10 protein-coding genes are annotated in these 13,944 nt (G+C 61.0%); 5 read left to right on the top strand and 5 right to left on the bottom strand.

Annotation, left to right across the window (positions count from 1 at the left end):
• The first annotated feature begins 130 nt into the window (after positions 1 to 130).
• Entirely contained in the window at positions 131 to 1,318 is a 1,188-nt protein-coding gene (locus VGN12_24635) for a hypothetical protein (GenBank protein ID HEY4312660.1), read from the top strand.
• Between the two features lie 22 nt (positions 1,319 to 1,340).
• Here the strand turns inward: VGN12_24635 and VGN12_24640 are convergent, their stop codons facing one another.
• Positions 1,341 to 1,739 carry a hotdog domain-containing protein gene (locus tag VGN12_24640; protein HEY4312661.1) on the bottom strand — a complete coding sequence of 133 codons (399 nt, stop codon included), beginning with the start codon at positions 1,737 to 1,739 and terminating at the stop codon, positions 1,341 to 1,343.
• Positions 1,740 to 1,962: 223 nt separating this feature from the next.
• On the opposite strand from VGN12_24640, the gene VGN12_24645 reads away from it, so the two are divergent.
• Positions 1,963 to 3,270 (top strand): S41 family peptidase, encoded by a 1,308-nt coding sequence (locus VGN12_24645; GenBank protein HEY4312662.1) that lies wholly within the window; start codon positions 1,963 to 1,965, stop codon positions 3,268 to 3,270.
• Between the two features lie 367 nt (positions 3,271 to 3,637).
• Positions 3,638 to 3,928, top strand: coding sequence for a hypothetical protein (locus tag VGN12_24650; GenBank protein HEY4312663.1), 291 nt, complete (start codon positions 3,638 to 3,640; stop codon positions 3,926 to 3,928).
• 73 nt (positions 3,929 to 4,001) lie between these two features.
• On the opposite strand, the gene VGN12_24655 is transcribed toward VGN12_24650, so the two are convergent.
• The 4 genes from VGN12_24655 to VGN12_24670 form a co-directional block, all read right to left on the bottom strand.
• Positions 4,002 to 5,399, bottom strand: coding sequence for a folylpolyglutamate synthase/dihydrofolate synthase family protein (locus VGN12_24655; GenBank protein ID HEY4312664.1), 1,398 nt, complete (start codon positions 5,397 to 5,399; stop codon positions 4,002 to 4,004).
• A 296-nt stretch (positions 5,400 to 5,695) separates the two neighbouring features.
• Positions 5,696 to 5,887 (bottom strand): hypothetical protein, encoded by a 192-nt coding sequence (locus VGN12_24660; protein HEY4312665.1) that lies wholly within the window; start codon positions 5,885 to 5,887, stop codon positions 5,696 to 5,698.
• A 334-nt stretch (positions 5,888 to 6,221) separates the two neighbouring features.
• A complete protein-coding gene (locus VGN12_24665; protein ID HEY4312666.1) occupies positions 6,222 to 7,250 on the bottom strand; it encodes a DUF1559 domain-containing protein in 1,029 nt (342 codons plus the stop codon).
• Between the two features lie 417 nt (positions 7,251 to 7,667).
• Positions 7,668 to 8,366 carry a PEP-CTERM sorting domain-containing protein gene (locus VGN12_24670; protein ID HEY4312667.1) on the bottom strand — a complete coding sequence of 233 codons (699 nt, stop codon included), beginning with the start codon at positions 8,364 to 8,366 and terminating at the stop codon, positions 7,668 to 7,670.
• A 977-nt stretch (positions 8,367 to 9,343) separates the two neighbouring features.
• Between VGN12_24670 and VGN12_24675 the strand changes: the two genes are divergently transcribed.
• The gene (locus VGN12_24675) at positions 9,344 to 10,021 is read left to right on the top strand and encodes an FHA domain-containing protein (protein ID HEY4312668.1); all 678 of its coding nucleotides are present in this window, start codon (positions 9,344 to 9,346) and stop codon (positions 10,019 to 10,021) included.
• A gap of 166 nt (positions 10,022 to 10,187) precedes the next feature.
• Positions 10,188 to 13,781 (top strand): DNA polymerase III subunit alpha, encoded by a 3,594-nt coding sequence (gene dnaE, locus VGN12_24680; GenBank protein ID HEY4312669.1) that lies wholly within the window; start codon positions 10,188 to 10,190, stop codon positions 13,779 to 13,781.
• Positions 13,782 to 13,944 lie beyond the last annotated feature (163 nt).

Genomic DNA, 13,944 nt, shown 5'->3' on the forward strand with positions numbered 1-13,944 from the left:
CGGAATCTTGTCCCGATCCGCCAAGCAGCAGCGATTTCAAGCGAATTTGCCTATAGTGGAATGTGCCGGGACCATGGTATCTGGCCGCCTGACGGCGGTCATTCGAACATCCCAGGCTGAGCCCGCGAAAATGTCGCTTGCCGATGCTCCCGCAGCCGCCGCGCCAAACGTCGAATTGCTCGACCAAACGGGCCGACTCGCATCGTGGCAAGAAGCCAACGATAGGCCGAGCCTGCCCTGGCGCGTTGTGCGTAGCATTTTGTCGGCGGGTGAGTATCTCTTCGGGTGCGCGACGCTGTTCGTGGGGTTGGCGGTGCTGGCCACACTTCCGTTGCTGCAGTTCATGAGCCTGGGCTATCTACTCGAGTCGGCCGGTCGTGTTGCGCGCACGGGGCACGTCTCGGCCGGATTGATTGGCGTGCGCAAGGCGGCCCGCCTGGGCGGCATCGCGCTCGGTACCTGGCTGTTGCTGTGGCCGCTCAGATTCGTATCGCTGCTGGCGAATTCCGCGCGATTGATCGAGCCCGAGGGGAGTGCTGAGCGATTCTGGACCGTCACGCTGTGGATCTTAACGATTCTGTTCGTGCTGCACGTGGTCAGCGCCTGTTTGCGTGGCGGGCAGCTACGCAGTTTCTTCTGGCCACGGCCGATCAATTTCGCACGACGTCTGACACAGCGTGGCGCTTACGCCCAAGCGCGCGATGCGGTTTGGGACTTCGTTCTTGGCCTGCGACTGCCGTATTATTTCTCGTTAGGGTTGCGCGGATTTCTCGGCGGCCTCGTCTGGCTGATTGGACCTATCTCGCTGCTGGCGGCCGGCGCGCGCGCTCCCGTGATTGGTTTCCTCGGTGGGCTACTGCTGGCGATCGTCGTCCTCTATTTGCCGTTTGCGCAGGTGCGCTTCGCGGCCGAGAATCGGTTCCGCGCCATGTTCGAGTTGCGCGCGCTGCGCGACCACTTTCGCCGGGCGCCGGTGGCGTTCTTGGTGGCGCTGGTCGGCACGCTGCTGTTCGCGCTCCCCTTGTACCTGTTAAAGATCGAAATCATTCCGCGCGAGGCGGCCTGGCTCCCCAGCCTGGTCTTCGTGGCGTTTATATTTCCGGCGCGCCTGCTGTCGGGCTGGGCCTACGCGCGGGCCGACCGGCGCGAGGCGCCACGGTACTGGTTATTTCGTTGGGGGGCACGGCCGCTGATGATGTCTGCGGCCCTGATCTACGCGGTGATCGTCTACTTTACGCAGTTCACCAGTTGGCACGGCATTGCCAGCTTGTACGAGCAACACGCCTTCCTGGTGCCCGTCCCTTTTTTCGGGCTGTAATGGGCGCGCAACACGGTAGCGGTCAGCGATCCATCTTGCGACGCAGCCGCTTCAAGAAGCGATCCATCTCGACGACATGTCGCACGTGCTTGCCACGTCCGATCAACTCCTGCTCGTCGTGCGCCTCGATCGCAAACGTCACCCGGCGTCCGTCGATTTCCAAAACCTCGGCATGGGCGATCACCATAGCCCCGGCTGGCGTGGCGGCCAAATGGTCGAATTCGAAGCCGACACCAACGGATTGCTCGCCCGAGTCCAGATGCGGCAGCAGGGCGTTGAACGCCGCGAATTCCATCAACATCAGCATGAATGGCGAACCGAATACCGGCGGCCCGGCAGGATCGTAATGGCTCACCAGTTCAGCAGAGACCACGCGATGGCTGGCCTCGCCACGATCCCCAATCCGCAACGTGTCCTTCATCGGTCTTCTCACGCAGGCGAACACGGATAACCCCCTCGCCAGCTGGCGAGGCCCCCCGGGAATTATGCGTTGCCGCGGCCGGCCGCGGAAGCGGCCAAGCGACGAATACTGGTTCGGAACACCGCTGCCTGTGGCCTGTTGAAATCGTTCGCTAGAATGAAGGACCGGGCTTAGATCTTGAGAAGCGCACCTCGGGATCATTGATAGAAGGAACCACGGTTACATGCCTCGTCAGAATCTGGTCGTGCTGGTTGTCGCGGCGCTGGTGTCGGTCGTCTGCTTTCGCCAGGCCGACAGCGCCCATCGTACCGAGTACGGGCGGATGTACGACACGTTCAGCGAAGTCCTCAAAGAGGTCGACACGCACTACCTGCGGAAGGTCGAGAACCGGCAGCTTTTCGAGGGCGCGCTGCAAGGGATGATGGGGCGCCTCGATCCTTTCTCGGCCTACATCGGCCCCGACCAGTTCACGGACTTTGTCGCCACGCTCGAACAAAAATTCGGCGGCATCGGCATCGAGCCGGCTCTCGATCCGCAAACCGGAGAGCTGGTCGTCACCACGCCGATTGCCGATTCACCAGCGTTCGCGGCGGGCATTCGCGCCGGGGACATCATTCAAAAGGTCGATGGTCGCAGCACCGCCGGCCAAAGCCTCGAAGAACTGGTCGGCCAGTTGCGCGGCAGGCGAGGTGTCGTCCAACTGACGGTACTCCACAAAGGCGAGACCGAACCGGTCGATATCTCCATCGGCCGGGCGGTTATTCCGGTCGCCTCGGTACTGGGGGATACGCGCGACGAAGAGAACCACTGGAACTTCCTACTCGCTGACCACGACCGCATCGGCTACGTGCGGATCACAAATTTCGGCGAGAACACGGCCGACGAGCTCGAAGAAGCGCTGTTGTGGCTCTCTGAGCGGCAGGTCCGGGGGCTGATCCTTGATATGCGCAACAACCGGGGCGGGGTCTTCGACCAGGCCGTCGCCACGTGCGACCTGTTCCTGCGCGAGGGGCGCATCGTCAGCACGCGGGGCCGTGACGGGGTCGAGATCAAGACCGAAGAAGCGTCCGGCAGCGCACCCTATGCCGATTTGCCGCTAGTGATCCTTGTGAACCAGAACACGGCTAGCGCCGCCGAAATCGTGGCCGCCTGCCTGCAAGACCACGGCCGCGCCATCATTGTAGGGCAGCGTACCTATGGCAAAGGAACCGTCCAGAACGTGATCCGGCTGGAAGGGGGACGCAGCCTGTTGAAGCTCACCACGGCCAGCTACTGGCGCCCCAACGGTCAGGACATCCACCGCTATCCAGACGTCAAAGATCAGGAGGATTGGGGCGTCCAACCCAACCCGGATTACGAAGTCCCCCTGGATGAAGAGGCCGCCCTGGCACTGGCACGCGATCGCCACGAACGCGACGTTATTCGTTCCGGCGACGAAAGCTCGCCGGTCTCGGAAAAGCCTGACGCCGCCCGAGTTCCCGACCCGCAACTAAAACGGGCCCTCGAGGCGCTGGCCACCTTGTTGCCGTGATAGCAGCCCGACGACCGCGCGCTTCCGAGGAAGGTCGGCCGGCATAAGTCGCGTCGAGGTTGGGGACGGATCGCCTAATGCGTTTCCTCGTTGCGGCTTAACGCGGCATTGCTCAATTCCTTGCATCTTCTGCCGCATCTTCGGGCCGTCGGTCGTTGCGCACGGATCCCCGCAACACGCGTTAAGTCTTTGTCGTGAAATGCGCAGCGACTCTCTTGGTACCAGTCTCGTTTCGTTTTTGTACAATTTGGCGCTGGAGTTGCTGTATCCGCAACCCGTTCCGTTCGGCTGCCCGCTTGCGTATTTTCAAGGCAGGGCCGGAGGAGAACTCAGGCGGAGAGTGGAATTCTGGAAGGGGGATAGAGGCATGGCGACACCAAATATTCGCTGCACCATCGTTGAAGTCGGGGGCGATCACGAAATGACAGACCGGTCGCAAACATCGCGGGAATTACTCCCCTGGGCCGACCCCTTCATCGCTCAACTGGTTGAGCGTTACCGCCTGCGTGCCGCCCTGGACGACTCGCTGCACTTCCTGCGAAGCGAATCGCACCACGAATCGTGGCGTCACGATCGTCCGACCGAGGGCCGGCTGCCGCAAGCTCCGCGCTTCAAGTCACTGTTCGACGACCGGTCGGACATGCCCTTTAGCGGTTAGCCGTTAGGCGTTAGCGGGCGGCGGCACGAAGGGCCGACGCGATACCTTCTGCTCGCCTCGCTAAGCCGGGCGGCTATTCGCGTCGGGCCAAGGCCAACGGGTTACGACGGATCTCGGCCCCGATTTCGGCGGCGATGAAGAACGATCCGGTCACGCACAGCAGATGGTCGGGCGTGGCGATCGCTCGGGCAGCCTCCCAGGCCTCGGCAGGTTCGGCATAAGTCCGCCAGTTCGTGGCGCCGCATTCCGCCGCAATTTCCGCCAACTCCTCGACGGGCACACCGCGTGGATTGTTGCGGTAGCGGGTGAGGAAAACGTGGTCGAAACGGGGCAGCAAAAGCCGCATCATCGCGCGAACTTCCTTGTCCTGAGTTGTGGCGAAGATCAGGATCCGCGGCTGCTCGGCGAAGCTGTCGGCCAAGGTTTCCAGCAATGCCTCGACCGACGCCTCGTTGTGAGCCGCGTCGATTACGATCGTCGGCCGACGGGCCATGACCTCGACACGCGCCGGAGACCGCGCCGCGGCAAGCCCGGCGCGGATCTGCGCCTCGTCGATCTGCCATTCCTGTGCCTGCAACTGCGCGATCGTAGCCACGGCCACCGCGGCGTTCGCCCCTTGATGGCGCCCCAGCATTCCCAGGGGCACGCCGGCTAACGCAGGCGATTGTGTCGATCGATCGAGATAATCGATCCGCCCATAACCGGCATGATGGTCGACCAGGTGCGGCGGATAGTAACGAAAGTCGAAGTCGCGTCCCAATTGCACGAGCAGGCTGCCGCGATCCCGGCAAACTTGTTCGATCACTTGCCGTGGCTCGTCGGCCGTCACGCCACTGACCAGCGGAATGCCCGGCTTTACGATGCCCGCTTTCTCGAAGGCGATCTCGGCCAGCGTATTCCCCAATTGCCGCATGTGATCGTAGCTGATGCTCGTGATGACCGAGACGGCAGGCTGGCAAACATTGGTCGAATCCAGCCTCCCGCCCAGGCCTACTTCGAGCACGGCCGCCTGAGCTTGCCGCTCGGCGAAATAGAGTAGTGCCATGACCGTCGTCAGCTCGAAATAGGTGGGGCCACAATCGTCGGTATCGCCGGCGACCTCCCAATCCATGCGATCAACCACCGGTCGTAACCGCTCGACAAGCGCCACCAATTCCTCGGAAGAGCAAGGTTGGGCGTCGATGGCGATCCGCTCTTCCAACCGTTCGAGATGCGGCGATGTGAACAATCCCGTGCGATAGCCGGCGGCCGTCAACACCGCGGCGATCATGGCCGATGTCGAGCCTTTCCCCTTGGTACCTGCCACATGCACGATGGGGATCTGCTGATGCGGATTGCCGACCTGGCCTAGCAGTTCCTGGACTCTTTCCAGCTTGAACTGCCGGGCCCCATAGGTCACGGCGGCGGCGCGCTCGTAGTTGATTCGGCCAATGAGGTAGGCCGTGGCGCGCTCGTAATCGTTGCCGCTCACCGGAAATTCTCTGCGAAGCTAAACCGTCGGAACCGCCCGCGAGCGCGGGTGGAAAATGCAGTCTAGCCGCAATCCCAGCGCGTTAGAATCCGGCGCGATTTGCTATTCAAGCGCATGCAGGAGGGCTGCAAAGGCGCGGGGACCTTTGCAGCCCTGGATGCGTGGGATCGTTGGCGGGAATGAGGCGGGATTAAGCGTGACATGCCGCGGCGCTAATGGCGATCCGCCAACCTCGGCGGAATCCTGGAGGGGAAAATCCCTCCGGCGCGTTTCGAGCGCGGTAGCGGCAAAAAGTTCTAGCAGGCCGTGCCGGCCAGCACGTCGCGACGCACCGATTGGCACAAGCGTCGGAATTCACCCAGGTCGCGCTCATGGACGCGGGCCAGATACGGCTTCGTCGGGCCTGGCGCGGTGCGCCACTGATCGTTCGCGCGTTCCATTCGTCCGAGCAATTCCTTCATCCATTGGAACTTGGCGTTTTGGTCCATCAGTGGCCTCTCCCTTTGTCCCATGCTTCGTCCGATTCCGCTTTCGGATAAAGCACGCGGCGTGCCAGAACGCCGCTGAGCGATTCGCTGCCGCTTGCAAATCGCGTCGTAAGAGGTCACGCCAAAGCCAGTTGCGCGTGGACGCGGGATCAATGAAACCTCGGTCCGGCCTCCCGGGGGGCGTGTAAGATCGACAAACGCTCGTACAAACCGAGGCACGGGCGCAGACAAGATGTACGGCCTGGGAGGAGTAGACGGGAAATCGCCTGACGCGCATCCACGGCAACAGCCGCAGAGCCGCCAAAGTCCCAAGCTATCGTCCAGCGGCGAAAAGCTACGGGAGGAGGGTGCCCACTTCACCGCCCGTCCGGGTCGAAGTCCCCTGCCATACGGCCCGGTCGACACCGTTGGCCACGGTACGCACCGATCCATCCATCAGCGACACCATGACCAATCCCGGATGGTAGCTGCGCGACGTAATAGCGGCGTAGCTGGGCGCGGTCGCCGACGAGGCCTCGGTGACGCCCGAGAAATCGACGTCATAGCTTGAGCCCGAGGACGTACACATGACCGGCGTGTTGGGAGTGAAGGTGGTCGTAGCGCCAGTTTGATTGCACTTGCCGTCCCCCCACTCCGTGTGTTCCTTGTTGTCCGTCGGATTCGGTCCCAACTTCGCTGTGCCTCCCAGGGCGCAAACGTCCGTCGGCAGATTAGGGGGCGTTGCGGTAGCCGTTGTCGAGCCGCTGAAGTAGGAGCCCCAGGCCTTCACTTCCATCGCCATGAGCGTATTGCTCAAACCGTCCGTGAAGTCGGCCGCTCGCAGCCGGCTATTGACGTAAAACGAGCCTGGCGGCCGCGTGCGCTGCGTAGGATCAAAGATCATCCAAGGGCCGAGATTCACGCCGTACGTTCCTGGATATGAGTTCAATGATCCGTCTGCGTTCAGCTTGGCCATATCGTTCAGTTCTGACGGACACATGTAGGCGGGGATGCGCACCGCCATGATCGGCGTGCCGTCGGCCAATTGCTGATCCTCGGTGCTGGTGGCCGTGTAGCCGGCGCTGAGCGCCGATTGTTCCAAGTAAGGCAGCAAACGGGACCAGACGGAAATATCGTTCGTCTTGTCAGCGAGCACGCCGCTCCAATACATGCTCGGCGGGTAAGCTCCGAAGCTCGACTCGTAGTTGTGCAGAGCCAGGGCACACTGCTTCAGATTGTTCGCGCACTGGCTACGGCGAGCCGATTCCCGAGCTGACTGGACCGCCGGCAACAGCAAACCAATGAGGATGCCGATGATGGCGATGACAACCAGCAATTCGACAAGTGTGAAACCGGCAGGGCGACAACGGCGTGGTGCGGCCATCGTGGTGATATCCAATATCGGAGGAGTGAGAGCTTCGGCGGGGCCCCGTAGATATTGAGACTCAATATCAATAGCAAGATTTTACCGGGCAATTGGTCCCTGTCAATTGGTTAGTCACCAGGAAATTCCGCGCGACAGGCCCATTCCGAAAGGGCCAGGTATCGTTAAGCGCCGACACCGCGATCTCAGCTCGACTGTGAAGCACGGGAGAGCCCGGCTAAGCCATGAACTGGCCCGAGCGAGTTGCCGCCCCAGGTGACCTACTGGCCTGGTTAGCACGCAGAGATCGAGAAGAGGGAGAGGTCGCTTCTACGCCGGCAGAATCGCCGGCCAGAAAAACTAAAAGCCCCGAGGACGTCGCCAAACGTCCCCGGGGCCATCTCGCTTGCTTGTTCGATAAGTCCGCTTGCCGGCCGCTTAAGCGCGGCGGCGACGCCAACGAAGCACACCCAACCCAATGACGCCCGAACCCAGCAGGATCAGGGTCGACGGCTCGGGAATGTTACCGCCCGTCTGGTGGAACGTTTGCGTAATGAACGACAGCATCGGCACGCTGTTAGTGCCACTGAAATTGAGGACGTCCTTTTGCACGAACACGGTCGAGTGTCCGGTTGCGAACACGCCCGTATCGATCAACTGCGATGGGCCGGGCACGCCATTGGTCGAGCTCGCGAAGATCGTCAACGTCAGGCTGGGGTCGGTCGGCAAGAAAGTTTCGGTGACGCTGGCCACGCCGCTCGCCCCGGGACCCAGGGGAATAATCGAGGGGTTGCCTGCCAAAGTCGCACCGGTGACCAACTTCTCAGGGTCGTTCTCGGTGACCTTGAAGTCGATCAAAGCGTCCGATCCGCCACTACCGGGGAAATCCAGGAACGATCCTTGGAATTTCAAGCCCACGTCGTTCGTAATGGGATTGACATAGGTGGTGACATTGACGCCCGCCGAAGCAGGCATGTCACCGGTGCCGAGATACGAAAAGTCACTGAACGTCAGTGAACCAATCGTAATTGACCCGCTCGAACTGATCAGGTCAAAGAGGGTCGTGGCCGACGCTGTCTGCACAAACGTGCAGACAACCAATGCCACGAGCGCACAAGCGCGGAACGTGTTTCTCATTTTCATTTTCGCCTCAGAGGTCTTTCCGGGTGTGAATTCGTTAGCTTCACTTTTTCTAAATGCCTAAATGCAAATCATTGCACGAGCGCACGCAGAGCCGCCGCGGACGACGGGGAGTCAACGGCGAACATCTCGGCGATGAGACCTTCGCACGTCATCGCGCGATAGCGCGCAACAACACACGAACGACTGATCACAGGGACGTTGCCAGAAGAGAACCCGCGAGGAACCGGAAGGCTCGACTCGTCGAAGAAATTAAGTTGTGGGTTCTCGGTTCAGATCATTAGCGTTGCCAGAGAGGGCGGGTTGACGGCGTTAGCAATACCTTGGTGAAAAAAGCGGGTACGAGAAGTAGCGCAATTTCAGCTCTGTCGAAGCAACTGAACTAGCGGCATCTCGACGATCAGGTCTTCGCTTGCCCCGCAGCACAAAGCTGCAACATCGCCAGGGAAAAGCTGATCACAGGGAGGACGCCAAGCAAGAACACTAAAACGAGAATCCCGAGGAGCCTGGGCTCAACTCGCAACGTTTTGAAGCGTTGTATTGGACTCTCGGTTCAGATCACTGGCGTTGCCTTATATAGATTGGGGGGCTCTTGCCCGCAGTACCACCACATCATTACCTAACGTTACGACCAATGCAACTAGATTCCGCAAATAATCTGGAAGTTTTCCTCCTACCGAACAGACGCCAGCAATCGAGGCCGTCGATCACCCCTGCAGAGCCTGAAAACACGGGTTCAGACGTCTTAATCGTACCATCGGCGGAGCCCCTAGCCCGCTGGGCCAAATGGTTGACCCCCGTTTCTCGGCCATGCTATAAGTAATGATGTATCGACAGTTTACGATTTCTTTCGCCAAGGCCGGCGGAACGCATCCCCCGATAGTACCCGGTCGGGCTGCGCGGCGGGCAGGCTTGTTCAGCAGGCGGCCCCCAAAACCTGGCCAGGCGACGGCATTTTAGCTCCGGCATCTTCCATGGCTCTCGTCACGATTCGGATCCTCGACGGAGCTGACCGAGGGCGGCTGTACGACGATATTCCCACCCCGATCACCATTGGTCGCGAGGAAGGAAACGACATCCAGCTTGCGGACGAGCGGGTTAGCCGTTTTCATCTGAAAATCCAAGAAGACCAGGAAAAAGTCGTCCTCACGGACCTCGACAGCACTAACGGCACCAAGGTCAACGGCGATGATACTCATTTGCGCATCTTGCGCTACGGCGACATGATTGCCGTGGGCCGATCGGTGCTCCTCTACGGTTCGCAGGAGCAAATCGCCCAGCGACTGTCAGGCCTGCGCGACGCGGAGCCAACCAACCTGGGGACCGTCGGTGGCGAATTGGATGACGAAGAGGGGGTCGATCCCGGCTTCGACTTCGAACTCGGTTGGAACGGCGCTACGGGGTCGCAGGCCATCCTGCATCGCCTTTCCCCGCCGGAGTTGCCCGAAAGAATGGGTCCTTGCCAGGCCGCGCAATTGTCCGAGTTGCTCGAATATTTGCACGTCCGCATTCGTGGCCTCTTAGAGTCGGTGAAGATCGACGAAAAGAAAGAGCGCATTTCTGTCGACGATCGGCAGTGGCAGAATCTTCTCGACCTGCAATCGCGCTTGGCCACGTATCTGCGTTCGATAGGTCGGCCGCAAGAAGAATAATCGGCGGCTGTCGATCGTGCGGCGCGTTTGATAAAATCGCAGGCGTCATCCAGGGCGTACCGCACGCGATTCCGCGCTTCGCTCGCTGGACGCCCCTGGCGCGATTTCGCCACGACTCTCGCAAGCGAAACGACGCGAACGGATTCCTATTTGCTCGAGGGACATCATGAGCAGCGACGGCCGCTTCGTTCACCTTCATTGCCATAGCCATTACAGCCTGTTGGACGGCGCCAGCCCGATCGACGGCTTGATCGCCAAGGCCAAGGCCCAGGGAATGAACGCCTTGGCCCTGACGGATCACGGCAACCTGTATGGCGCGCTCGAATTCTATGAAGCCGCCAAGGCCGAAGGCATCAACCCCATCATCGGCTACGAAGCCTATATTGCGCCGGGCAGCCGCTTTCAAAAGGAGGCCGACGCCAACCAGGAAGCCAGCTACCATCTGACGCTGCTCGCCCAGAATCGGACGGGCTTCAAGAACCTGGTAAAGATGGCCTCGTCCGCCTTTCTCGAAGGCTTCTACCGCAAACCGCGCATCGACAAGGAACTGCTCGCCGCCCACAGCGAGGGATTGGTCTGCCTCAGCGGTTGCGTCTCGGGCGAGCTCAGCCGGTCACTCTTGCGTGGCAACGCGCCCGAACCTGACTGGACCGAAATCGAAAAGATCATCGGCTGGTTTCAGCAGACGTTCGGCGAGCGGTATTTCCTTGAAATCCAAAACAACGGCCTGGAAATCCAGCGCATGGCGCTCGAGGGGACGGTGCGCGTCGCGCAGCGCATGGGCCTGCCACTGGTGGCCACTAGCGACGCGCATTATGTCAACCGCGAAGACGCCGAAGCGCAGGACGTGCTGCTATGCATCAATACTGGCCGCTTCCGCACAGACGTTAATCGCATGCGCATGGAAGGGAACGAGTTCTTCCTGCGCGGCCCCGGCGAAATGTATGCCGCGTTCCCCGGGCTCGAGGATGCCGTGGCTCGCAGCCAGGAAATCGCCGACAGCGTGTCGATCGACCTGGAGCTGGGCAAACGCCACTTCCCGACGTTCGACGTGCCGAAAGAAAAGACTTCGACCGAATACTTGCGTGATCTGTGCATGACCGGACTGCGCGACCGGTACTCGAAGCAGCCCGACTTCTACGCCGACGGGAACTTGGCCACGGTCGTCCTGGAGCGTTTGGAGCGCGAGCTGGACGTCATCGACAAGCTGGGCTTTCCGAACTACTTCCTGATCGTGTGGGACTTCGTACGTTTTGCCCGCGAACGCAATATTCCGGCGACGGCTCGTGGGTCGGGCGTCGGTTCGCTTGTGGCGTACGCGCTCTATCTGAGCCACGTCTGTCCGCTGAAATATGATCTGCTGTTCGAACGGTTCCTCGACATCAGCCGCCTCGAGGCGCCGGATATCGACATCGACTTCTGCAAGGACCGCCGCGGCGACGTCATCAACTATGTCAAGGAGCGCTACGGCGCGGCGAACGTAGCCCAGATTGGCACGTTCGGCACATTGGCCGCGCGGGCCGCGATCCGCGACGTCGGCCGCGCGCTGGGACTGACCGTGGCCCGCGTCGATTCGATCGTGGCGCTGGTGCCCGAAACGTTGGGCATTTCGCTCGAAGAAGCTCTGGCCGCCAGTGAGGATTTGCGCCGCGCCTACGACAACGACGGCGAAGTGCGCGAACTGCTGGACCTGGCCATGAAGATCGAGGGCTTGGCGCGCAACGTCGGCACGCATGCCGCGGCCGTCGTGATCGCGGATCGCCCCTTGAACGAATACGTGCCGCTACAGCGGGTACAGGGCAAGGAAGAAGTCATCACCCAATGGGCTATGGGGGACGTCGAACGGGCCGGCCTGCTGAAGATGGACTTCCTCGGTCTGCGCAACCTGACGATTCTCTCCAAGGCGGTCGATCTGATCCGCGAAACGACAGGCCAAGAGGTCGATCCGTACGAGTTTCCGATCGACGATCAAGAAACCTTCAAGCTGCTTTGCCGCGGTGAGACGAAGGGAATCTTCCAGCTCGAAAGCGGCGGCATTCGCGATCTTCTGCAGCGGATGAAGCCTGACCATTTCCGCGACATCATCGCCACCAACGCGCTGTATCGCCCGGGTCCGCTCGAAGGAGGAATGGTCGACGATTACATCCAGGTCAAGCATCGCCGCAAGGAGGCCGAGTACAAGCACCCGGTGATGAAGGACATCCTGGAAGAGACCCACGGCGTGATGGTCTACCAGGAACAGGTGATGCGGATTCTCAATCGCCTGGGGGGCATCGATCTCTCGAACGCCTACAGTTGCATCAAGGCGATCAGCAAGAAGAAGCTGCCGATGATCGCCAAGTTCCGCGAACAGTTCATCAAAGGTGCGGTCGAGCAGGGCCTCAAAGCGCGCGAAGCGGAAGAACTATTCGGCATGATCGAAAAGTTCGCTGGCTACGGCTTCAACAAAAGCCATTCGACGGCCTACGCGCTGATCGCGTACATGACCGCCTACCTGAAGGCGCACTACTCGGTCGAGTTCATGGCCGCGCTACTGTCGGGCGATATCCAGGGACGCAATTTCAAGAAGAAAGACTCACTCGTCGAACACCTGGAAGACTGCCGGCGAATGAACATCACCGTCGTCTCGCCAGACGTGAATCGTTGCAATGGCGATTTCGCCGTCGAGGCCGGCCAGATCTTGTTCGGGCTGGCCGCGGTCAAAGGTTGCGGCATGCAAGCCGCCGAGGCCATCCGCGCCGAGCGAAAGACCGGCGGCCCCTTCCGGAATCTGTTCGACTTCTGCGAACGGCTCGATCCTGCGCAGGTCAATCGCAGCGCGATTGAATCCTTGGTCAAAGCCGGTGCCTTCGATTTCACCGGCGCCCGCCGCTCGCAGAACATGGCCGCGATCGAACGAGCGCTGCAGTCGGGCGCCTCGGCCCTGGCCGATAGACGTTCAGGGCAGAAGGGTTTGTTCGAGGACGCCGCCGAAGAATCCTCGACCGCCACCGGCACGCTCCCGGATCTGCCGGAATGGCCCGAGCGCGAACGACTGTCCGCCGAGAAAGAAGTGCTCGGCTTTTATCTCTCCAGCCATCCGCTGGCCGAGCACGAAGAAACCCTGCGCAGCTACTGCACGCACAACACGGTCGAAGCCACGGCCCTCCCGCATCGTACCGACGCCGTGCTAGGGGGAATCCTGGCGTCGATCAAGTTTGCGCAGACTAAGAATCCCCGGCCAGGCAGCACAGCCACGAAGTACGCCATGTTCGACCTCGAAGATACCGCCGGCATGATGCGCTGCATCGTCTGGCCCGAGGAATTCGCCAACTACAGCGAGTTGGTCAAGGCCGATGGCATCGTGGCGCTGCGCGGCGTGATCGATAAACGCCCGGGAAGTGAAGAAGCGAACTTCATCGTCAACGAGGTCATCACGCTGCCCGACCTGGCAACGCGCTTCACGCGCGGCGTGATGATCCGCGTCGACGAGCAGCCGCACGGCGTGCGCGGTCTGGAGCAACTGTACGAAATCTTGCGCGGTTACCCCGGCAATTGCGAATTGCAGCTCGCGCTGCGGTTGGCCGATGGCAGCCAGGTGACCTGCACTTGCGACGGGTTGCGTGTCGAACTGAACAGCGAGATGCGCAGTCGCGTCGAAGACCTGCTCGGTCAGGGTAGCTTGCGGCCGGTTGCCTCGCGCCCGAAGCCGACCAACAACGGCAACAATGGGAATGGCCAGCGTGGGTATTCACGCCAGCCCGCCGGCGCACGTAGCTAGCACGCCGCGGTGGGATGTCCGCATGACTCCTTCCGCATGCGCGTAAACCTTGGACATCAGTCGAGTAAAGTCGCTCGGCATCGCTTCGCGATCGAGCGACTGATCTTGACATAAATCGGCGTTCGCCGTTTGATGCTCCGCCGCAGTTGGCTGGCCGTGGGCG

Source organism: Pirellulales bacterium (genome assembly GCA_036499395.1).
GTDB lineage: Bacteria > Planctomycetota > Planctomycetia > Pirellulales > JACPPG01 > JACPPG01.